We start from the raw sequence: 20,295 nt of genomic DNA on the forward strand, positions 1-20,295 counted from the left end.
CCCTAGGTCGGTGCACCCTGCAGGTCCAGCGACATCACCGGTCTCGCTCTTTCCAACGCACCATCTGTCGCAAAATACCGTGCAGCATCTGCACATCGGCCTGGGTCAGCGGCAGGCGTGACCACAGGTTGCGCAGATTGACCTTCATGCTGTCGGCCTTGGTTGCCGGGAAAAAGAAGCCGGCCTCGTCCAGACGCGCTTCGTAATGCTGTGCCAGCTTCTCCACCTCTATCCCCTGCGCCCAACCGGATTTTCCGGGTGCGTCGATTTCGGACGCAACGGTCTCGGTCTGACGGCGCCATTCATATCCCACCAGCAGCACACATTGCGCAAGGTTGAGCGACGGAAAATCCGGATTGACCGGTACGGATATCAGCACGTTGGCTCGCGCGATATCCTCGTTCTCCAGCCCTGCCCGCTCGGGTCCGAACAGGACCGCCACCTTTTCACCACGGGCGGTCTTTTCAGCAGCCATCTGCATGGCGCGCTCCGGGCTGACCACCGGTTTGGTCAGGTCCCGCGACCGGGCCGTCGTTGCAAAGACAAAATGGCAATCACCGGTCGCGCCGACAACGTCCTCGCACAGCTGCGCCTCGTCCAGCAGCCGCCCTGCTCCACTCGCCAAGGCGACCGCCGCCGGATTCGGCCAGCCATCGCGCGGCGCAACGATCCGCATTCTGTCCAGTCCGAAATTCCACATCGCCCGAGCGGCGGCACCGATGTTCTCGCCCATCTGTGGACGTACAAGAACAAAAGAAGGCTGCGGTTTGGGGTTGGGCATGGGGCTCTCCGGAAATCCGGTCCCGCCATAATGCGCGTCCGGTCATAGGGCAAGACGTGGCCGCTCCTTCAATGTGAAAAGGCAGCCGTACCGGCCGGGCGAGGCAATGCCATCCCCGCTCCAGATGTCGTCTTGAAGCTGTTCTGCCAAGCATTCGATCGAGCCTTAACGATTTGAAGAGAGGTGCCATGATACCGATAGAAAAGACCCTCGGTCGATCAACGCTTGTCAGGCGCACCTTGGGCGGGATGGCTGTCACAAGCATCAAGGTGTCGCGCAAATGCGGGAAGGAGCATCAGGAATGTCAAATTCGTGCCCAAATTGGGCCAGCATTCTCCGACACTGTGAACCTGAACGCCTGCCATACGCAAAGCTGCGGATGGATCACTGAGTATGACAACCAACCAGAGAATAGGCATTTTGCCCTGAAATCGTGAGTATGACAGTGCTGAAGATCCTGACCCAGGCCCGCGAAGCGAAAGCGCATTTGGAACTCGCTGCCGATCTCCATGATCGCAAATTGCACGATATCCGCGAACGCCAAGGGCGCAAGAGGTTCCATCAATGGGCCTGCAATACCCGCGATATCGACCTAATAGGACGTTTTGCCAAGCTCGATACCGCAGAGACCCGCTTGGCGTCCGATGATCTGCCCGACGAGTTCCTTGGCTGTGCCGCGATGCAGGACTTCATCGGTTTCGTTGACCGTGAAGCCTCGGCGGACTGGACATCAGACTATGATACGTCAATCGCCGACGCCATCTACTCCGGATTTGTGGCGGCAGCGCTGACGTTTGCAAACGAAGAGAGCGCGACGGATGCCCCCTGATCCGCAGGTTGCAACCTCGCTGTCAAACGGCACCTGGAGCGCTTCGCGATCCACTTGGGCGATCCGGTAACACTGGGGGCGTTGAATTCCAGAGTTTCAGGCCGCTTTGGTGATGCAGATTTGGCGCGAAACGCAAAAGACCGCCAGACGCCGCGCGTGGCATCAACTGTTGTCACGGATTGATGGCTCATCGCCGCAAATCTCACTCTGATACTGACTATTCAGACGGTCTTTCAGAATTACCGCGGGCGCACGCGTAGCCAGATGCCATCCTTTGCCCGAACGGTCAGATGCGCAACCGGCACAGGGACCCGGTGTGCAACCGGTTCGACATGCACCTCCCGCAGCAGCGTCGACAACATCAAAGGTCCCTCGATCATTGCAAACCCTGCGCCGGGGCAGACCCGCGCACCCGCAGAGAATGGAAAATAGGCGCTGCGCTGACAGCTCCGACCGTTGTCGGTGTTCCAGCGATCGGGGTCAAATTCATCCGGTCGCTCCCACAGCCGCTCGTGGCGATGCAGGTGCCAGGGGCTCAGCACGAGTTGCGCTCCCTTGGGCACGTCACGGTTGCGAAACTGTTCCGGGCACTGCGCCTCACGCACCATCATCGGCACCGGCGGATAGAGCCGCAGTGCCTCGCGAAACACGTCCCGGCTCAGGCGCAGCTGGCCCATCTGCGAAAACATCCCCCTGCCCCATGCCTGCGCCTCTTCGGCCAACCGATCTTGCCGGTCCGGGAACAACGCGAGCAGATACAACGCCCATGCCAGCGCCGATGCGCTGGTTTCGTGCCCTGCGAGAAAGAAGATCGCGACCTGATCGACCATCTCTTCGGTGCTGAAACGCTCGCCGGTTTGCGGGTCGGCGGTGGTCATGATCTTGGTTGCAAGATCGTCGGGGGCTGTCCCTGCCTCGATCTGCGCCATCCGCGCACGGGTCAAATCGGTGATCAGGGCCCGAATCGCCTTGGCCGTCTGCCGGGTGCGACGGTTGAAAAACCGCGGCATCCAGCGGGGCATCGGAACAATGGCCGCCAGGTTCAGGATCGGCTGACTCCGCTGATAGTCGCGAAACAGACGATAGACCTGCGCCGCTGTCTCATCCTCGATGGGAATGGAGAACAAGCTGCGGAAAATGACGTCCGCAGCCAGGTGACTTGCCAGCGGCTCGATATCGACAGGCGCCGGGCCGCTTTGTCGCAACCGCACGGCGGCAGCCTCGGCGGCGGCCTGCATGGCCGGAAAGGTGTCACGCAACCGTCCGCCTTCAAATGCCGGGTCGATAATGCGCCGTTGCCGTTTCCATGTCTCCCCATTGCTCAGAAAGACCGAATTTCCCAGAAGCGGACGCAAGCCTTCGCTGACCCGGTTGGATTTTGGAAAATTCTCCGGTCTCTCCCGCAAGATGATTTGCAGCAGGTCGGGCTGATTTATCAGAAAAGACCGGAAAAACGGCGTGCGAAACTCGGCCATCCACGCACGGTAGAGTCGCGCGGGCTGGGCCGACAGGATATCCTTGCGAAACAGGCGGCCATAGCGCCAGAGCGAGACCCGATCCGGGCGCGACGGTGGTTTCGGTGGCCTCATGGTCTGGCCAGGTCGGTGTATTTTGACACCGCTTTGTCTATTCGCGAGGGCGATGCCTGCCGACCGCAATAGCGCTCGGCAAGCGTGAGTGGCCCTGCCGTGATGCGAAAATAGTCGTAGTCCCTCGGGTGATCAAATGCGCAGAGATACTGGAAATGCAGTCGGAAGAATCGCCAACGCAGCGCGTTCCACCGGTCAGGTGACAGGGTTTTCGAAAAGGCAGCGGACAGGACCAATGGCCATCGCTTTGCGGCAGGAGCGACTCCGCTGACGGCGACAGGATCGCAAAGCGCAAAGGCGCATCCATCACCCGGCGCCGTGACGTCGACCCATGTGATCTCCTGCCGCTGAGACAGGTCATGCAGATCGGCGCGCAGGCGATGCGCGTCTGGCAGAAAGGACTGCATCGGAACCACCTGACCCAGCGACAGAAAACCAAGGGCGGGCCCACCCTCTGGCAACCGTCCGGCGCACAGCAGGTCTGTGAGCAGCGAAACTCCGAGGTGCACGCCCGAGGAATGCGCGACGAGCAAGATTTCGTCCACATCACCCTGTACCGCCTCGGCCAGCAGGTCTGTGAATTCGGCTATCCGCGCCTCAAGCGGAGGGGGATAGGCCCCGTTCGCTTGCGCGGAATAGGCATAGTCGTGCATCAGGTAGTAGGCGTAGAACCGACCATCCCGCGCCCTGAACCAACGCAAAACGCCCCATGCAGCAACTGCACCCAGACCCAGGGCGGCAAGATCAAAAGCCCAGGACCCAAGATCAAACCAGGTGGAAATTTTTTGCACAGCATGACCAACGGCCCATCCTGTTGCACCAGCCAGAAGCAGTTGCAGCAGAAGAAAGGCGACGGGATAGAGCGCCGCGATCACCGGCCCCTTGCGCAGCTGCATCAGCCGCCAAAGCGCCCCGGTTGTGATATAGGTCCAGGCGGTGCGCAGGAGGTGGCCATAGGTGGCCAGGATTGACCCCGCCATGCTGTCGCGCACAAGATCGGACCAGACCAGCACATTGAACTGCGTCTTGACCGTCGCCCCGTCAATCGTGGCGTCGATGTGCCATCCGAACGGGCCGTCACCGGGCGCCGGTCTGAGCGCGATCTCATAGCCAGAAATCTCGGCCTGACGGGCACTTTCCTTGCGATACAACTCGCGATAACGGCGGGGATGGATTGGATCATAACCGGGTACATAGAACACCCGGCGGCGATAAACCCGCTGCTCTGGATCGCTGCTCATCTGTATCCTCTTGCCTCTGGCGTCACCTTAGCGGGTCGCGCACAGCAGCGTAAGAGGTCAGCCAAGCGTGGCCAACGCTGGAAAGCGTTCGAGCAGCCAGTAGGAGAAACTGGAAAATCCACCGGTCAGCATCAGCAGCCCGATGGTCCACAACAGCAAACCCATCACGCGCTCGATCTGTTCCATGTGGCGCTTCATCCACCCCATGAGGCCGCCCAGACGCGGCAAGAACGCAGCGACCAGCAGGAAGGGTATGCCGAGACCGGCGGCATAGACACCCAACAGCGTCGTGCCGCGCACCACCGAGGCTTCGGACGCTGCCAGCGACAGGATGGCCCCCAGTTGCGGGCCGATACAGGGGGTCCAGCCGAATGCAAAGGCGAGCCCCAGAATATAGGCGCCAAAGGCGCTGCCGCCCCGGTCGCCCGCATCGATGCGGGCTTCGCGATCCAGGAATCCGATCCGGTAGACCCCGACAAAGTGAGCCCCAAAAATCATGACAAGGATGCCCGCGATCGTGTTGAACCATCCCTGATATTGCAGGAACATCGTTCCGATCGCCGAGGCCGTGAACCCCAGGAGCAGGAACACTGTCGACAGGCCGAGCACAAAGAACAGCGCCGGCAACATCGCCTTGTTTCGTGCGTTTGAATCGCTGCCCAGGTCCTGAAGCGATACCCCGCTCATATAGGCCAGATACGGTGGTACGATCGGCAGGACGCAAGGCGACAGGAAACTGATGATCCCCGCGCTCAGTGCTACGATCATCGCAGGCAACAGGGCCGCATCAAAGATGTCTATTCCGAACATGACCTCGCCATAGGCTATCGGACGTACAAGGTCACGGGGGCAAAAGCGCGATCGCGGTCACAACCCTGTGGACAGGATGAAACATCAGCATTAATTGCCGCGTATGACCGAAATTTCCGACACCCTGGACGCCACCGGGCTTTTGTGCCCGCTGCCCGTCCTGAAGGCCCGCAAACGCCTGAAATCCCTGCCTGCGGGTGCTGTCCTGCAAATGCGTGCTGACGATCCTGCGGCCTTGATCGACGTGCCGCATTTCTGTGCCGAAGCCGGGCACGCTCTGCTTTCGCAAAGCGATGATGGGCCGCACCAGATCTATCTGATCCGCAAGGGCGGCTGATACCGCATTCCACCTCCGAAACGCAGCAGGGGCGCGCCAGCAGGCACGCCCCCTATGTCTTGATAATGGCTGGCTTAGCTGCCCAGTGACCACCAGCCTCGCCGCTTGGGTTTGGCCGGTTCGGCCTGTGTCGCCAACTCTTCCGGTTCGGGTTTCACGGCGACCGGCTCGGGCGCTTGCACGGGCGCAACCGGTTCTGGCGCTGGTGCCGGTTCGTCGACAACCGCCTCGGGCGTTGCTTCGGCCGCGACAGGCTCAGGTACAGGTGTCGGCTCTTCCGCCACCGGTTGAGGTGTCGCCACGAGACTCTCGGCAGCCGGCTCAGGTGCCGGGTCCTCGGCTTTGGTTGCGACCACCGCGACTGTCTCTGCTTCCGCGCCGCTTGTTGCCTTGGGTTTGCTCTTGCTTCGGCTTGACCGGGTCCGGGTCGGCTTGGCCTTGGGCTTGTCGTCTGCGGCCTCATCCGTCGTGCTTTCGGGTTCGGACACGGCAACCGCCGCGTCTTGCGGAGCATCCGCCGCCTCTACAGACGCCTTTGACTTGGACCGGGACGATCTGGACCGGCCCGACGATTTGCCACGGCTCGATTTTGGCGCGTCTTCCGCCTTGTCGTCACTGTCGCTTTCCGTATCGCCGACGCCCTCGGCATCCTGGGTTGCGGCCTGTTCTGGCGCATTCTCTTCAGAAGCCTCGGCCCCGGCGGTATCCGCCTGCACCTCGTCATCCGCACCATTGGCATAGCTACCCGACTTGCTACGCCGCCGACGCCGACGGCGCTTGCGCTTGGGCTTGGTTTCGGTCTCTTCGGCCTCGGCCGCCACCGGTTCCTCGATCTCTGCCTCCGCTTCGGCCTCGTCCGAATCCACCTGATCCATCAGCGAAGTATCAACCGACACCACCGGTGCAACGGCAACAGGCACCACTCGGCTTGCGGTCTTGAACTTCTCGATCGCGAAATCAGGGCTGACCAAATGCGGATCACCCTCGATCCGAACCGACAAGCCATAGCGCATTTCGATCTGCGCCACGTGCTCGCGCTTCTGGTTCATCAGGAAGTTCGCAATGTTGACAGGACATTTGACCAGAACTTCACGACTACGACGGCGAACGCCCTCTTCCTCGATTTGACGAAGGATGGACAGCGCCATGTTGTCGTCGGACCGGATCAGACCGGTCCCATGACAAATCGCGCAGGGCTGGGTTGTCGCTTCGATCATGCCGGGCCGCAGGCGCTGGCGACTCATCTCGAGCAGCCCGAAGCCGGAGATCCGGCCCACCTGAATACGCGCACGGTCGCTCTTGAGCTTGTCCTTGATTTTCTTCTCGACCGCTGCATTGTTCTTGCGCTCATCCATGTCGATGAAATCGATTACAATCAGACCGGCTAGGTCGCGCAGGCGCAACTGGCGCGCCACCTCTTCGGCGGCCTCCAGATTGGTCTTGGTCGCGGTATCCTCGATCGAGCCTTCCTTGGTGGCCCGGCCCGAGTTCACGTCGATCGCCACCAGCGCTTCGGTTACGCCGATCACGATGTACCCGCCCGATTTTAGTTGGACCGTCGGATTGAACATCGCGCCCAAATAGCTTTCCACCTGATGGCGCGCAAATAGCGGCATCTGTTCGGAGTACTGTTTCACGTTCTTGGCGTGGGACGGCATGATCATCTTCATGAAGTCCTTGGCGATCCGATAGCCGCGTTCGCCTTCGACAAAAACCTCGTCTATGTCGCGATTGTAAAGATCGCGGATCGAGCGTTTGATCAGGTCGCCCTCTTCATAGATCTTGGCCGGCGCGATCGATTTCAGCGTCAACTCGCGAATTTGCTCCCACAGGCGCTTGAGGTAATCATAGTCGCGCTTGATCTCGGTCTTGGTGCGCTTGGCCCCGGCGGTGCGCACAATCAGCCCTGCGCCTTTCGGAACTTCGATTTCGGAGGCGATTTCCTTGAGTTTCTTGCGGTCGGCAGCGTTGGTGATCTTGCGGCTGATGCCACCACCACGCGCGGTGTTTGGCATCAAGACACAGTAGCGCCCCGCAAGGCTGAGGTATGTGGTCAGCGCCGCGCCCTTGTTGCCACGCTCTTCCTTGACGACCTGCACCAGAAGGATCTGGCGCACCTTGATCACTTCCTGGATCTTGTACCGGCGGGGGCGCGGTTTGCGTGGTGGCCGGATGTCTTCGACATCATCGTCATCCGCAACGGATTCGATGCTGTCATCTTTCGCCGCGGGGTCGTTGCCTTTGCTGGTCAGCTCGTCATCGTCGCTGTCTGTGTCATCAGCCTCGAGTTCCTCGACGACGTCATCATCGTCAGAGGTATCATCGTCAGAGGCATCCGGCTCCGGTTCTTCAACCGGAGTTTCGGCCACCAGCTCCATCGGAGAGGTGCCTTCGGGTGTCTCGACATCTGCCGCCTCGGGCGCGTCGTCCTCCGTCAGATCAATGGTTTCCATACCGTTGATCTCGGACTCGACCTCTTTGGAAGTCTTCGCGTCCTCGGACACGGTCTCTGCTGCCTTGGTGCGCGACCGCGACCGCGACGACCGGCGGGACCGGGTCGGTTTGCTTTCTTCCTCTTCATCGCGCGCCTTCATTGCCTCGGCATAGGCGCGCTCTTCCTCCATCAACGCCTCGCGGTCGGCGACGGGGATCTGGTAATAATCGGGATGTATCTCCGAAAACGCCAGGAAACCATGCCGGTTTCCGCCGTAATCAACGAAGGCCGCCTGAAGCGACGGTTCTACCCGTGTTACCTTTGCGAGATATATGTTGCCAGCGAGCTGGCGTTTGTTCTCGGATTCAAAGTCGAACTCCTCGACCTTGTTTCCGTCGACCACCACAACGCGGGTTTCTTCCGCGTGGGTGGCATCGATAAGCATTTTCTTTGCCATGTTTCCTTGATGCACAATCGCATTGGCGCCCGTCCTGGCGGGCGGGCACGCATGGGAGAGTGTCTTGTCAGGGCGATTTCAGACGCGGCGCGGCAAGGTATGGGCCTCAGCCCCCCTGCCTCATGTCTCAATGTTCGCGCGCGCGTCATCGCGGTTCTTCTCCGACAGACCCGGATTGCATCCTCGGCCTGCCCATTTTATCCCCGTTGCCCGGGTTTCGGGTACAGGAAGGTATCTGCCCCGTGTGGGGCACAAGCGGTCTGTCCAGTCAATCGGTTCGGTATCGCCAACGCCTGAAACAGAAAAACTTTAAAGCGGACGCGATCACGCGGTAACGCGCAGCGTCCGTCCGCCCAACATAATGGCAGTCAGCCGACAATTACAATGGGATATTCGCGCAGTGGTGGTGAATTCCGTCCGCCGCGTGCCGTTATCCCGCACCCAAGGAGACCGTCAAAGATAATCGGAACGCTGCAACCCGTATTTGGCCATCTTCTCGTTCAGCGTCCGCCGCGGCAGGCACAGTTCATCCATCACCGATGCAATCGATCCCTTGTGCCGACGCATGGTGTTGTCAATCAGCATCCGTTCGAACGCTTCGACGTATTCCTTGAGTGGTTTGCCCTCGGTGGTCATCACCGGCTGCATTTCCTCGTGATCGGACATCAGGAGCGACGCAATGGTGCCGCTGCCACGCCGCGATTGCAGCACCGCGCGCTCGGCAATGTTGATCAGCTGACGTACATTTCCCGGCCAGGGGGCCTGCAACAATTGTGCCGCTTCCTGCGCGGTGACCTTGGGGGCCTCACAGCCATATTCCTCGGCAAACTGCTCGGAAAGGCGGGTAAACAACGACAGGATATCCTCGCCGCGCTGCCGCAACGGCGGCACGGTGATCCGCAGGGCGGCAAGGCGATAAAACAGATCCGGGCGCAAGGAGTCTTCGCAGGTCCGGCCTACTTCCTGAAGGTTGCTGATACAGATCAGACGCGTTTCCGCAGGGGTGCCCTGCTCGTTGATGACACTCAGCAGTCGCGCCTGCAGGCTCTCGCTCAACGCTTCGATGTCTTCCAGAACCAGCGTACCACCGCGCGCTTCCTCCATCGCCGGGAGTTGCTCGTCCTCGGGCAGCATCGGACCAAAAAGCCGCTTGGCCAGCGCGTCTTCCTCGAGCGCCGCACAATTGACCAGGACAAATTTCTTGCCCGCCCGGCTGCCGACCGCATGCAGCGCATGGGCGACCAAAGTCTTGCCAGTGCCGGTCTCTCCGTCGATCAGCACATGACCATCGGCCTGCCCCAGATCGAGCACGTCCTCTTTCAGGCGCTCCATCACCGGGCTGCCCCCGATGAGCTTGTTCATCAGCTGCGTGCCATCGCTGAGTTCACGGCGCAGGGCACGGTTGTCCAGCGTCAGCCGCCGCGCACCCGCCGCGCGCTTGGCAAGTTGCGACATGCGGTCCGGGTTGAACGGTTTCTCCAGGAAATCGAATGCCCCGACCCGCATCGCCTCGACCGCCATCGGCACATCCCCGTGGCCGGTGATCATGATCACCGGCAGGGCGCTGTCACTGCCCATCAGTTTCTTCAGGAACTGCATTCCGTCCATGCCCGGCATCTTGATGTCGGAAATCACGATCCCCGGATATTCCGGCCCCAGGATCTTGAGGGCTTCCTCTGCGCTGGCAAAGGTCTCGGTATCGTAGCCGGACAATGCCAACCACTGGCTGATCGACTGGCGCATGTCCTGTTCGTCATCCACGATCGCAATCTTCATCGCCTGTGCCATCATTCGTCCCTTGTCATTCCGCCGCCTCGACATCGTCCTCGAGGATCGGCAACTGCATCTCGAATACCGCACCGCGTTCTCGTGCGTTCCGTGCGATCAATCTTCCGCCGAGGTCGTTCACGATCCCCGACGAAATGGCAAGCCCCAAGCCGACCCCATCGCCGGGCTGCTTGGTAGTGTAGAACGGCTCAAACAACGACTCCAGTTCTTCGATACCGGTTCCGTTGTCCCGCACGGTCAGCGTCGCCGTCTCGCCTGCCGCCAGAATGATCTCCACTTCCGGCTCGGATACCGATTTGGTGGCGTCCAGCGCATTGCGCAAGAGGTTCACCATCACTTGCTCGATCCGCATCCGGTCCCCCATCACCCAGACATCCTTGTCTGGCAGGATGCGGGTGATCTGCACCTGGCGATGACGCAGCTGCGGTTCCATCATCGACAAGGACGAGGCCAGCGCATCGCCCATGTTTACCGGGGCCAACGTATCGCCGCCTTTGCGGGCATAGGATTTGAGCTGGCGTGTGATCGCGCCCATGCGCTCGATCAGATCGTCAATACGCCCGAAGGACGAGACCGCTTCTTCGGGGCGGTTCCGGCGCAGCAACAGCCGTGCGCCGGCGAGATAGGTTTTCATCGCCGCCAACGGCTGATTCAGCTCGTGGCTCACGGCTGCCGACATTTCGCCCAGGGCGGCCAGCTTGCTTGACTGGGCCAGCGATTGTTCGGTCACGGCCAAGGTCTTCTGCACCCGTTTGCGTTCGGCGATTTCCCGCTGCAACCTCGCGTTCAGTGCGCGAAGCTCTGCCGACTCGCGCTGGAACAATGCCATGCGCAAGGCCGTGCGACGGCTGAGCGCATAGAAGACCAGCGCCAACAGTATCGCGAATCCCATGATTTCGAGCGCCAGGATGCCGTTCACCCGTTCACGGATCGACGCATATGTGGTGAACGAGGTCATCCGCCAGCCATAGACCGGCATCCTCAATTCCATTCGCATGACCGCTTCGCCCGCCAGGTAGGCCTCGGCCGGCACAGCCGCCCAGTCCGACGTCGCGCGGATCGCCCGCTCGATCGCGCTGTGCGGGGTCTCCCGCTGCAGCGCCTCGTCCTCCGTCAGCCCGCGCCATCGTGTCTCGGTCGACAGGATGATGGTACCGGTGCTGTCGGCGACCATCACCGCATCCGATATGCCACCCCAGGCGCGTTCGAATTTCTGCAGATCGACCTCGACCACGATAACGCCGAGTACATTGGCACCACTTTCGACCCGGCGCGCGTAAAAGAACTTGTAGCTTCCAGTCTCAAGCTCTTTTACGGAAAAGATCGTCGCATTGGACCGGATCGCATCGACAAAGTACGACTCGCTGCCCCTTTGTGCACCCAACTGGTTGCGGTCTGTCGTGGCAACGATGCGCCCATCCAGATCAAGCAGCAACAGCGACGCCGCATCCATATCGTCAAGATGGGATATCAACCGCTGTGTAGATTGGCTGTAGTCATTTGAATTCAATGCCCCGATCAGGATCGAGTCGCGCGCCAGGACTTGCGGCATGTTGCGGTTGCCGCGCAATTCGCTGACGAGGTTGCCACTATAAAGCGCGAGCCGCAATTCGGCCCGGTTGCGCGTGCTTTCGGTAAAGCGGTCGGTCATCAGGCGGTTGGTCACCCAGATCGTCGCTGCGGCGATCACCAAAAGCAGCACAAGGGCAAGGCGCACCAGCCACCCAATGTTATCGGAGCGCGGCCAGCCTGAAATCAGTTGCCGTTTCTGGACTGGAGCTTTCATTGTGACAGGCTACGCCTGTCATGCCTGTGGCTCAAGTCATACCGACGTCATTGCGCCGGTTAGCCCGCGAAACATCGCCAGCCCATCGGTGCCGCCATGCCCTGCATCTGCGGCCCGCTCGGGATGCGGCATCATGCCCAGCACCCGGCGGTTCGCGGAAAGGATGCCCGCAATGTCATCAATGGACCCATTTGGATTGTCGCCATAGGTAAAGGCGATCCGGTCGCCATCGCGCAGCATCGCGCGCGTCGCCTCGTCAGCAAAATAGTTGCCGTCATGATGCGCGATCGGGATACCGATCACCTCACCGGCGTTATATGCCTCGGTAAAGGCGCTGTTGCTGGTTTCCACTTTAAGATCAACCGTTTTGCAGATGTACTTCAACCCCGCATTGCGCAACAGGGCACCAGGCAAGATACCGGTTTCGGTCAGGACCTGAAAGCCATTGCAAACGCCGATCACATAGCCACCACGATCCGCATGCGTCTTGACTTCGCGGCAAATCGGAGATTGCGCGGCGATGGCTCCGCACCGCAGATAGTCGCCATAGGAAAACCCGCCGGGAACGCCGACAATGTCGATGCCCTCGGGCAGCGACGTGTCCTTGTGCCAGACCATCGTCACATCCGCGCCCGCATTGCGAAAGGCCACGGCCAGGTCTCGATCGCAATTCGAGCCGGGAAAAACGACAACCGCGGCGCGCATCAGGACATCTCTACCGTGTAGGATTCGATGACCGTGTTCGCGAGCAGCTTTTCGCACATGGCCGTCACGTCGGCTTCGCTTGTCCCGTCCTCCAGGTCAAGCTCGATCACCTTGCCCTGCCGCACGCCTGCGACCCCGTCAAACCCCATGGCACCCAAGGCGTGGCGCACGGCCTCGCCCTGCGGGTCCAGTACTCCGTTTTTCAGCATCACATGCACGCGTGCCTTCATGATGTCATCCTTTGTACCTTGTGGGCGGAGGTGATCCGCGCTTGTGTCTCAGTTGATCAGCGTCGGCTTGGTGATCGGGCCGGAATTCTTTGGCATCACGCCCAAACGCCGCGCCACTTCGGAATAGGCATCCGTCAGGCTGCCCAGATCGCGGCGGAACACATCCTTGTCGAGCTTTTGACCGGTTTCGATATCCCACAAACGGCAGCTGTCGGGGCTGATTTCGTCCGCGATGATCAGACGCTGGAAATCGCCGTCATAGACCCGGCCGATCTCGATCTTGAAATCCACCAGCCGGATACCGACCGCCAGCATGACGCCGGAGAGGAAATCATTCACCCGCAGCGCCAGGCTCAGGATATCGTCCATGTCCTGCTGGCTGGCCCAGCCGAAGGCGGCGATATGTTCCTCGGTGACGAGCGGATCACCCAGATCGTCATCCTTGTAGCAATATTCGACAATCGGACGCGGCAACTGGGTGCCTTCCTCGATGCCCAGGCGGGTCGACATCGAACCAGCCGAAAAATTGCGCACGATGATTTCAAGCGGCACGATTTCGCAGTTGCGGACCAACTGTTCACGCATGTTCAGACGCCGGATAAAGTGAGTCGGGACTCCGATGGTGTTCAACCCGGTCATGAAGAACTCGCTGAGACGGTTGTTCAGAACCCCCTTGCCTTCGATGACGTCCTTCTTCTGGGCATTGAACGCTGTGGCATCGTCCTTGAAATACTGAACGATGGTACCGGGTTCGGGGCCTTCATACAGAATCTTGGCCTTGCCCTCGTAGATTTTCTTGCGACGCGCCATAAGCAGCCTTTCGGGGTTGTCCGGCCCGGACTCAATATCGGACCCTTGAGCGCCGCTATAGTGCAAGGGCCGCAGTGTCGCAAGCGGCGCACCGCCCCTTGCACCTCAGCGCTTGCAGCGGCATATCAATGTGGAAAGCTGAAACCGGAGGGGTCCGCCCATGTCTACATTCGATGAGCGCGAAAGCGCGTTTGAAAACAAGTTCGCCCATGACGAGGAAATGCAGTTCAAGGCAGAGGCACGCCGAAACAAGCTGACCGGTCTTTGGGCCGCAGAGCTTCTGGGCAAGTCCGGTGCTGATGCTGATGCCTATGCCAAGACCGTGGTGATCGCCGACTTTGAAGAAGCCGGCCACGAAGATGTCGTGCGCAAGCTGGTTGCCGATCTTGGCAGCAAAGCCGATGCCGATACCATCCGGGCCAAGATGGATGAAATGATGCTGGTCGCCAAAGGCCAGATCATGAAAGAGATCAAGTAAGGCACTTAGCTGACCGGCTCTTGTACTCGGGGCCGTCACAAAACGCGGTCAACGCGGTGATGAACGGCGCAAGACCGTGGCCGAGTGCGCGGGAGATGCCCTGCACGCTTGAGTTCTATTGCGTCGGGCCAGAATTGTTCTGGCCCGACCCGGATGGCTCTTCAACTCATAATCTAAATGAGAATTTCCGGTTTGCCTGAAATGCCCCTTTCGTGCGACAGGCAGGCAACGCCCTACCTGCGCCCGCCGGAACGTGACCTAAGAAACAGGATAGCTCCCCCAATGACCAATTCCCTGCAATCCATGCTCAACAGCCACGACGTCCTTCTTGCCGATGGTGCGACCGGCACCAACCTGTTCAACATGGGACTGATGTCGGGAGAAGCACCGGAACTGTGGAATGTAGACGAGCCCAGGAAGATCATCGCGCTCTACAAGGGGGCAGTCGATGCGGGCAGCGACTTGTTTCTGACCAACACATTTGGAGGCACCTCGGCCCGGCTCAAGCTGCACAACGCCCAGAACCGGGTGCGCGAACTGTCTCGCGTCGGTGCCGAGCTTGGGCGCGAAGTGGCCGACACTGCGGGCCGCCCCGTGATCGTTGCGGGATCGGTCGGCCCCACAGGTGAAATCATGGAGCCTGTCGGCACGCTGTCACACGCACTTGCAGTCGAGATGTTCCATGAACAGGCCGATGGTTTGAAAGAAGGTGGCGCTGACGTCCTGTGGCTCGAGACCATTTCCGCCCCCGAAGAATACCGCGCCGCCGCCGAAGCCTTTGCACTGGCCGGCATGCCCTGGTGCGGCACGATGAGCTTTGACACCGCTGGTCGCACCATGATGGGTATGACCTCTGCGGACATGGTGGCTATGGTCGATGGCCTTGAAAACGCACCGCTGGGGTTTGGCGCAAACTGCGGCACCGGCGCATCCGATCTGCTGCGCACCGTGCTTGGCTTTGCCTCGCAAGGAACCGAACGTCCGGTGATTGCAAAGGGCAATGCCGGCATTCCCAAATACGTGGACGGGCACATCCACTATGACGGTACGCCCGAATTGATGGGCGATTATGCCGTGATGGCGCGCGATTGCGGCGCAAAGATCATCGGCGGCTGCTGTGGCACCATGCCCGATCACCTGCGCCACATGCGCGACGCGCTTGATACCCGCCCGCGTGGCGACGCGCCGACGCTTGATCAGATCACGGCCGCACTGGGGGCATTCTCCTCGGCCGGAGATGGGACCGGTGATGACACGCCCAAACCTCGCGTTCGTCGCGGCCGCCGCCGCGCTTAAGAATTTGGTGGGCCGCCGCCCCACATGCTGTTGTCTGTCGTCATCACTCTCTCCACGCCGTTTGCCATCCTGTCTCAGAACAGCGACAATTGATCGCCTGCCTGCCTGGGTATCCGAAACAGATCGCACCGCAAGGGGGCCGTTTGCCTATCCAGACCCAATCGCCGTGCCGCGGCAGCGAACCGCTGCGCCACCATCTGCGCATAAGTGCCTTCGCCCCGCATCCGCCGACCCCATCGGGCTTCATAGGACTTGCCGCCGTGCATTTCGCGCAGCCGGGCCATGATCTTCTCGGCGCGTCCCGGCTCGTAAGCGGCCAGCCAGTCCTGCCAGAGCCCCGACACTTCCATCGGCAAGCGCAGCATGATCCAGCTCGCCGCGTCGGCGCCCGCATCCCGGCCCGCCTCGAGCAGCGACTCGACTTCGTGGTCGGTCAGTCCCGGCACGATCGGCGAAGTCATGACCCGTACCGGGATGCCGGCCCCTGTCAGCCGTGCAATGGTCTGCAACCTGCGGCCTGGCGCCGGCGCACGCGGCTCCATCCGTCGGCTCAGCCCGGCATCCAGCGTGGTCAGCGATATGCCGACACGCGCCAGTCCTTGCGCCGCCATCGGGGCCAGAATGTCGATATCGCGCTCGATCAGCGCGCCCTTGGTAACAATCGCCACGGGATGGCGAAACGCCGCCAGAACCTCCAGACAGGCGCGCATGATGCCATGGTCCCGCTCGATCGGCTGGTAGGGATCGGTATTGGTGCCTATGGCAATCGGCGCGACCCGATAGCGTTTCGCCCGCAATTCGCGCTCCAGCACCTTTGCCGCGTCCGGCTTGGCCACCAACCGGGTTTCGAAATCCAGCCCCGGCGACAGCCCCAGATAGGCATGCGTGGGGCGCGCAAAGCAATACACACAACCATGCTCGCATCCGCGATAGGGATTGATCGAGCGGTCAAACGGCAGATCGGGCGACCTGTTCCAACTGATGATCCGGCGCGGTGATTCCGTTGTAACCTCGGTGCGCAGCACCTGCGGTTCATCCCCGCTGTCCCAACCGTCATGCACATCTTCGCGCGCCAGATCATAGCGCCCGCTGGCATTGCCGAGCGCACCACGCCCGCGTCGCTGCAGCAGCCCTTTGCCAATCGTTTCACCCATACGACAGATTTAGAACATTAGAAGAACATTCGCAAGATCCCCATGATCTCCATGTGTAAACTTCATTATCAATCCGTCGGATTCGACGGTAAAAGTCGGTTGCAGCGCCACCAATGTCGCAATCAATCGAGTGCCACTGCGACCAAATGGCAATAACGAACACATCGGGTCATGGGGTGCGTCCCCTCCAGCAAGGAAATGTGCGTATGTCGGAAGAAGAAGACATCATCCTGTCGGAATTGGACGACGAGGAACTTGTTCAACAGATGTTTGACGATCTCTACGACGGTCTCCGTGAAGAGATCGAAGAAGGGGTCAACATCCTGCTTGAACGCAAATGGGAACCCTACAAGATTCTGACCGAAGCCCTTGTTGGTGGCATGACCATCGTGGGCGCCGATTTCCGCGACGGTATCCTGTTCGTCCCCGAAGTGCTGCTCGCCGCGAACGCGATGAAGGGCGGCATGGCGATTCTCAAGCCGTTGCTGGCCGAAACCGGAGCGCCGCGCGTTGGCAAGATGGTCATTGGTACGGTCAAGGGCGACATCCACGACATCGGCAAGAACCTCGTCGGCATGATGATGGAAGGCGCCGGGTTTGAAATCGTCGATCTGGGGATCAACAACCCGGTCGAAAACTATCTCGAAGCGCTGGACCGCGAAGACGCCGACATTCTGGGCATGTCCGCGCTTCTGACCACCACCATGCCCTACATGAAGGTCGTGATCGACACGCTCATCGAACAGGGCAAGCGCGAAGACTACATCGTTCTGGTCGGCGGTGCACCCCTGAACGAGGAGTTCAGCAAGGCGATTGGCGCCGACGCCTATTGCCGCGACGCGGCCGTTGCGGTGGAAACCGCCAAGGACTGGATGGGTCGCAAACACAACCGGCTCAGCGCCTGAGCGGGCCGCCTTGCCAGGCACACCGGCCCGCCTCTATGGCGGGCCTTTTTCGTCAGGACCAAAGATGGACCAGATCAGCGACAGCACCCTGACCGACAGCGGCCTGCCCGCAACCGGCACCGGGCGCATCCTGCTGATTGCATGCGGGGCGCTGGCGCGCGAGATACTCGATCTCAAGACGCAGAACCGCTGGGATCATCTCGACCTGACCTGCCTTCCCGCAAAACTGCACCTCTACCCGGACAAGATCACCGAGGCCGTGACCGAGACGGTCGCGAAGCATCGCAAGAATTATCACGAAATCTATGTCGTCTATGCCGACTGCGGCACTGGCGGGCAGCTTCAGACAAGATGTGACGAACTTGGCGTACAGATGGTCAAGGGGCCTCACTGCTATTCCTTCTTCGAAGGCAACACGGCATTCATGGCCCGCGCCGAAGACGAGATCAGCGCCTTCTACCTGACCGATTTTCTGGTCCGCCAGTTCGACGCCTTTGTGTGGAAACCCATGGGGCTCCACCGGCATCCGGAACTGCGCGACATGATCTTTGGCAACTATACCAAACTGGTCTATCAGGCGCAGACTGACGACCCTGCCCTGCGCGCCAAGGCAGAAGACTGCGCCAAACGCCTGGGGCTTGCCTATGAGTTCCGCGCCACCGGCTATGGCGATCTGGAAACCACGCTGAAATCCTGGGCCGACCGCTAGGCTCGACAATCCTTGGTTCGCGCGCTAGCGATGGAATCGGCCCAAACAACGCGGACGGCGGCAGGTGCTCTGGAGACATTTCACAAAACTCTGCCCGGCTCTGCTGTTCTTGGTGTTGATCGCCTGCTCTGCCACGACCACGGCGTCGCCCGATGACACCCCCGCCCTCGCCCGCGCCATCGTTGCGCTCGATCCGGACATCGATCCCGACGAAGCGAGACGTGCGGCGCAGATTTCCTATGCGCACGCCCGCGACCTCGCGATATCTTACGAAATCACCGATCCGCCCTTGGTGCACAACACCAAGGTCAACATGGGGCTCAAACCGCGCGGGCTCTGCTGGCATTGGGCCGAGGACATGGAAAAACGGCTCTTGGCCGAGAATTTCAGGACGCTCGATATTCGCCGGGCCATCTCCAACGCAGACAACCCGCTGCGCATCGACCATTCCACCGCTTTGATCACCGCCCGGGGACAGCCGATGCAGAGCGGAATCGTGCTGGACCCGTGGCGCAACGGCGGCCGCTTGTTCTGGTCAAAGATCAAGGAAGACAAACGCTATGACTGGCATCCGCAGCAAGAGGTGTTGGCCGAGAAATACCGACTCACGCCTGTTCGCGAATAATGGGTCAGACCTGCGCTGCAGCAACCATGCGAATCCGCTCGATCATGGCGCGCAGCCCGTTGGACCGTTGCGCGGACAGGTGATCGTTCAATCCCAGCCGCGCCAATTCGGCCCGTGCATCAATTGCTGGCACCTCGGCCACCGGCAGATCGTTGTAGAGCGCCCGCAGGACCGCGATCAATCCGCGCACGATCATCGCGTCGCTCTCGCCATCAAACCGAAAAATTCCACCTTCAATGACCGGGTGCAGCCAGACCTGGCTGGCACATCCATCGACCTTGGTCGCCGGCACCTTCAAAGCATCCGGCAAGGGTTCCATGGCCTTGCCCTGTTCGATCACATAGCGATATCGGTCTTCCCAATCCTCCAGAAATTCGAAATCCTCGACAATATCTTCAAAGGCGGGGCTGGCCATCTCTTGTGTCCTCAGGTCTGCTTGCATCCGAGGTATGCCGCGCCTCCCGATCTGTCCACCCCCGCGTTGCACCTTTTCATCGGCCCTCCGATGCGGTAACCCGATGCGAGACAACACAAACGGCGCATCCTATGACAAAGACCCTCACAGTCCTACTGGCAGCCAGCCTGATCCTGTCCGGTTGCGGGTGGCGCAGCTGGTTTGGCGGCCGCGACGCCCCGCCTCGGGGGGATCTGACACCAATAGAAGCGACAAACCCGCTGATTCCAGCCGAACGTCCGGGTCTGTTCCGCCGCCCCGAGGCGGTTGATACGTCGGTCCTGATCGCAAAGATCTCTAAGCTGCAGATAGACCGGACTCCCACCGGGGCGATTATCCTGGCCGAGGGCATCGCCAGCCGACAGGGTGCCTACGCCGCTGTGCTGACTCCTCCCGGCGGCACCTTGACGCCAGAGGACGGCATTCTTCGTCTGGATTTCCGAGTGGCCTATCCAGTCTACAACACGGCTATCGGGCCGGAACAGTCGCGAAAGGTGACCGATGCGATATCGGTCACCCGTCAGGAGCTGGCCGGCATCAAGCAGGTGATCGTGACAGGTGCCCAGAACTCGATGCAGTCGCGTCGGCGCTGATCTGCGCCCCGAGATTTGATACGGCCATGTCCGGCGATCAAATCACAAATCCCGCATCGCAATGTCGTGAACGCCTTGATCAGCATCAACCAAAAATTGATAACATTGGTGACTTTGCAGAATATTAAAGTATGCGGTGTCTGAAGCCCACCTTCCTGAGTTTGGTGTGATTTGAGGTTCAAGGCCTGTTGGATGACAGGAGGTGAGTTTCTCAATGGAGACTACGAGAGAGTTTCTCAAAGGTCTGGGTGTCGAAGTCTCAGTTAGCGGGCATCGACGGTTGC

The 20,295-nt window shown here is 60.4% G+C and carries 20 protein-coding genes; 8 read left to right on the forward strand and 12 right to left on the reverse strand.

The features are described from left to right. Nucleotides 1-34 precede the first annotated feature (34 nt). Nucleotides 35-781 carry an RNA methyltransferase gene (locus QO231_RS23505; protein WP_316782136.1) on the reverse strand — a complete coding sequence of 249 codons (747 nt, stop codon included), beginning with the start codon at nucleotides 779-781 and terminating at the stop codon, nucleotides 35-37. A 439-nt stretch (nucleotides 782-1,220) separates the two neighbouring features. Here QO231_RS23505 and QO231_RS23510 point away from each other — a divergent pair, with 439 nt between their 5' ends. After that, nucleotides 1,221-1,610: a hypothetical protein gene (locus QO231_RS23510; protein ID WP_316782138.1), complete on the forward strand. Its 390-nt coding sequence runs from the start codon at nucleotides 1,221-1,223 to the stop codon at nucleotides 1,608-1,610. A 239-nt stretch (nucleotides 1,611-1,849) separates the two neighbouring features. Here QO231_RS23510 and QO231_RS23515 read toward each other — a convergent pair whose 3' ends face one another. From QO231_RS23515 to QO231_RS23525, 3 genes are read right to left on the reverse strand one after another with little or no spacing between them, the layout of a single operon-like run. After that, nucleotides 1,850-3,199 carry a cytochrome P450 gene (locus tag QO231_RS23515; protein WP_316782140.1) on the reverse strand — a complete coding sequence of 450 codons (1,350 nt, stop codon included), beginning with the start codon at nucleotides 3,197-3,199 and terminating at the stop codon, nucleotides 1,850-1,852. Continuing rightward, nucleotides 3,196-4,440: a hypothetical protein gene (locus QO231_RS23520; protein ID WP_316782142.1), complete on the reverse strand. Its 1,245-nt coding sequence runs from the start codon at nucleotides 4,438-4,440 to the stop codon at nucleotides 3,196-3,198. Before QO231_RS23520 ends, QO231_RS23515 begins: the two co-directional genes overlap by 4 nt. A 57-nt stretch (nucleotides 4,441-4,497) precedes the next feature. Then, nucleotides 4,498-5,250 carry a cytochrome c biogenesis CcdA family protein gene (locus QO231_RS23525; protein ID WP_316782144.1) on the reverse strand — a complete coding sequence of 251 codons (753 nt, stop codon included), beginning with the start codon at nucleotides 5,248-5,250 and terminating at the stop codon, nucleotides 4,498-4,500. A gap of 103 nt (nucleotides 5,251-5,353) precedes the next feature. Between QO231_RS23525 and QO231_RS23530 the strand changes: the two genes are divergently transcribed. Then, a complete protein-coding gene (locus QO231_RS23530; protein WP_316782146.1) occupies nucleotides 5,354-5,587 on the forward strand; it encodes a sulfurtransferase TusA family protein in 234 nt (77 codons plus the stop codon). 74 nt (nucleotides 5,588-5,661) lie between these two features. Here the strand turns inward: QO231_RS23530 and QO231_RS23535 are convergent, their stop codons facing one another. The 6 genes from QO231_RS23535 to purC form a co-directional block, all read right to left on the reverse strand. Continuing rightward, nucleotides 5,662-8,478 carry an Rne/Rng family ribonuclease gene (locus tag QO231_RS23535; RefSeq protein WP_316782148.1) on the reverse strand — a complete coding sequence of 939 codons (2,817 nt, stop codon included), beginning with the start codon at nucleotides 8,476-8,478 and terminating at the stop codon, nucleotides 5,662-5,664. Nucleotides 8,479-8,931: 453 nt separating this feature from the next. Continuing rightward, entirely contained in the window at nucleotides 8,932-10,266 is a 1,335-nt protein-coding gene (locus QO231_RS23540) for a sigma-54-dependent transcriptional regulator (RefSeq protein ID WP_316782150.1), read from the reverse strand. 13 nt (nucleotides 10,267-10,279) lie between these two features. Next, nucleotides 10,280-12,052, reverse strand: a complete 1,773-nt coding sequence (locus tag QO231_RS23545; RefSeq protein WP_316782152.1) for a sensor histidine kinase — start codon at nucleotides 12,050-12,052, stop codon at nucleotides 10,280-10,282. Between the two features lie 36 nt (nucleotides 12,053-12,088). After that, complete coding sequence (gene purQ / locus QO231_RS23550) at nucleotides 12,089-12,757, reverse strand: phosphoribosylformylglycinamidine synthase subunit PurQ (RefSeq protein ID WP_316782155.1); 669 nt, start codon at nucleotides 12,755-12,757, stop codon at nucleotides 12,089-12,091. Further along, the gene (purS, locus tag QO231_RS23555; protein WP_316782157.1) at nucleotides 12,757-12,987 is read right to left on the reverse strand and encodes a phosphoribosylformylglycinamidine synthase subunit PurS; all 231 of its coding nucleotides are present in this window, start codon (nucleotides 12,985-12,987) and stop codon (nucleotides 12,757-12,759) included. The genes purQ and purS overlap by 1 nt, the downstream gene beginning before the upstream one ends. Nucleotides 12,988-13,035: 48 nt before the next feature. Further along, the gene (gene purC, locus QO231_RS23560) at nucleotides 13,036-13,797 is read right to left on the reverse strand and encodes a phosphoribosylaminoimidazolesuccinocarboxamide synthase (protein ID WP_316782159.1); all 762 of its coding nucleotides are present in this window, start codon (nucleotides 13,795-13,797) and stop codon (nucleotides 13,036-13,038) included. Between the two features lie 160 nt (nucleotides 13,798-13,957). On the opposite strand from purC, the gene QO231_RS23565 reads away from it, so the two are divergent. Both QO231_RS23565 and bmt read left to right on the forward strand, forming a co-directional pair. Beyond that, nucleotides 13,958-14,275, forward strand: a complete 318-nt coding sequence (locus QO231_RS23565; protein WP_316782161.1) for a DUF1476 domain-containing protein — start codon at nucleotides 13,958-13,960, stop codon at nucleotides 14,273-14,275. 282 nt (nucleotides 14,276-14,557) lie between these two features. Beyond that, nucleotides 14,558-15,571, forward strand: a complete 1,014-nt coding sequence (gene bmt / locus QO231_RS23570; protein WP_316782163.1) for a betaine--homocysteine S-methyltransferase — start codon at nucleotides 14,558-14,560, stop codon at nucleotides 15,569-15,571. 74 nt (nucleotides 15,572-15,645) lie between these two features. Here the strand turns inward: bmt and QO231_RS23575 are convergent, their stop codons facing one another. After that, entirely contained in the window at nucleotides 15,646-16,725 is a 1,080-nt protein-coding gene (locus tag QO231_RS23575) for a PA0069 family radical SAM protein (RefSeq protein ID WP_316782165.1), read from the reverse strand. Nucleotides 16,726-16,931: 206 nt separating this feature from the next. Between QO231_RS23575 and QO231_RS23580 the strand changes: the two genes are divergently transcribed. From QO231_RS23580 to QO231_RS23590, 3 genes are all read left to right on the forward strand, one after another. After that, nucleotides 16,932-17,630: a corrinoid protein gene (locus QO231_RS23580; RefSeq protein ID WP_316782167.1), complete on the forward strand. Its 699-nt coding sequence runs from the start codon at nucleotides 16,932-16,934 to the stop codon at nucleotides 17,628-17,630. A 64-nt stretch (nucleotides 17,631-17,694) separates the two neighbouring features. Then, on the forward strand, nucleotides 17,695-18,339 hold the full coding sequence (locus QO231_RS23585) for a DUF1638 domain-containing protein (protein ID WP_316782168.1): 645 nt from the start codon (nucleotides 17,695-17,697) through the stop codon (nucleotides 18,337-18,339). 64 nt (nucleotides 18,340-18,403) lie between these two features. After that, complete coding sequence (locus QO231_RS23590) at nucleotides 18,404-18,964, forward strand: hypothetical protein (RefSeq protein ID WP_394356697.1); 561 nt, start codon at nucleotides 18,404-18,406, stop codon at nucleotides 18,962-18,964. A gap of 4 nt (nucleotides 18,965-18,968) precedes the next feature. On the opposite strand, the gene QO231_RS23595 is transcribed toward QO231_RS23590, so the two are convergent. Next, the gene (locus QO231_RS23595; protein ID WP_316782169.1) at nucleotides 18,969-19,379 is read right to left on the reverse strand and encodes a SufE family protein; all 411 of its coding nucleotides are present in this window, start codon (nucleotides 19,377-19,379) and stop codon (nucleotides 18,969-18,971) included. A gap of 131 nt (nucleotides 19,380-19,510) precedes the next feature. Here QO231_RS23595 and QO231_RS23600 point away from each other — a divergent pair, with 131 nt between their 5' ends. Beyond that, nucleotides 19,511-20,011, forward strand: coding sequence for a hypothetical protein (locus tag QO231_RS23600; RefSeq protein WP_316782170.1), 501 nt, complete (start codon nucleotides 19,511-19,513; stop codon nucleotides 20,009-20,011). The last annotated feature ends 284 nt before the right edge of the window (nucleotides 20,012-20,295 follow it).

It is taken from the genome of Sedimentitalea todarodis (genome assembly GCF_032595355.1).
Classification (GTDB): Bacteria; Pseudomonadota; Alphaproteobacteria; order Rhodobacterales; family Rhodobacteraceae; genus Sedimentitalea; species Sedimentitalea todarodis.

Coding starts and splice junctions, on each gene's coding strand:
- QO231_RS23515 (WP_316782140.1), bottom strand. CDS start 3,199: ATGAGGCCACCGAAACCACCGTCGCGCCCGGATCGGGTCTCGCTCTGG.
- QO231_RS23600 (WP_316782170.1), top strand. CDS start 19,511: ATGACAAAGACCCTCACAGTCCTACTGGCAGCCAGCCTGATCCTGTCC.
- bmt (WP_316782163.1), top strand. CDS start 14,558: ATGACCAATTCCCTGCAATCCATGCTCAACAGCCACGACGTCCTTCTT.
- QO231_RS23505 (WP_316782136.1), bottom strand. CDS start 781: ATGCCCAACCCCAAACCGCAGCCTTCTTTTGTTCTTGTACGTCCACAG.
- purC (WP_316782159.1), bottom strand. CDS start 13,797: ATGGCGCGTCGCAAGAAAATCTACGAGGGCAAGGCCAAGATTCTGTAT.
- QO231_RS23595 (WP_316782169.1), bottom strand. CDS start 19,379: ATGGCCAGCCCCGCCTTTGAAGATATTGTCGAGGATTTCGAATTTCTG.
- QO231_RS23520 (WP_316782142.1), bottom strand. CDS start 4,440: ATGAGCAGCGATCCAGAGCAGCGGGTTTATCGCCGCCGGGTGTTCTAT.
- QO231_RS23530 (WP_316782146.1), top strand. CDS start 5,354: ATGACCGAAATTTCCGACACCCTGGACGCCACCGGGCTTTTGTGCCCG.
- purQ (WP_316782155.1), bottom strand. CDS start 12,757: ATGCGCGCCGCGGTTGTCGTTTTTCCCGGCTCGAATTGCGATCGAGAC.
- purS (WP_316782157.1), bottom strand. CDS start 12,987: ATGAAGGCACGCGTGCATGTGATGCTGAAAAACGGAGTACTGGACCCG.
- QO231_RS23565 (WP_316782161.1), top strand. CDS start 13,958: ATGTCTACATTCGATGAGCGCGAAAGCGCGTTTGAAAACAAGTTCGCC.
- QO231_RS23580 (WP_316782167.1), top strand. CDS start 16,932: ATGTCGGAAGAAGAAGACATCATCCTGTCGGAATTGGACGACGAGGAA.
- QO231_RS23540 (WP_316782150.1), bottom strand. CDS start 10,266: ATGGCACAGGCGATGAAGATTGCGATCGTGGATGACGAACAGGACATG.
- QO231_RS23525 (WP_316782144.1), bottom strand. CDS start 5,250: ATGTTCGGAATAGACATCTTTGATGCGGCCCTGTTGCCTGCGATGATC.
- QO231_RS23585 (WP_316782168.1), top strand. CDS start 17,695: ATGGACCAGATCAGCGACAGCACCCTGACCGACAGCGGCCTGCCCGCA.
- QO231_RS23535 (WP_316782148.1), bottom strand. CDS start 8,478: ATGGCAAAGAAAATGCTTATCGATGCCACCCACGCGGAAGAAACCCGC.
- QO231_RS23510 (WP_316782138.1), top strand. CDS start 1,221: ATGACAGTGCTGAAGATCCTGACCCAGGCCCGCGAAGCGAAAGCGCAT.
- QO231_RS23575 (WP_316782165.1), bottom strand. CDS start 16,725: ATGGGTGAAACGATTGGCAAAGGGCTGCTGCAGCGACGCGGGCGTGGT.
- QO231_RS23545 (WP_316782152.1), bottom strand. CDS start 12,052: ATGAAAGCTCCAGTCCAGAAACGGCAACTGATTTCAGGCTGGCCGCGC.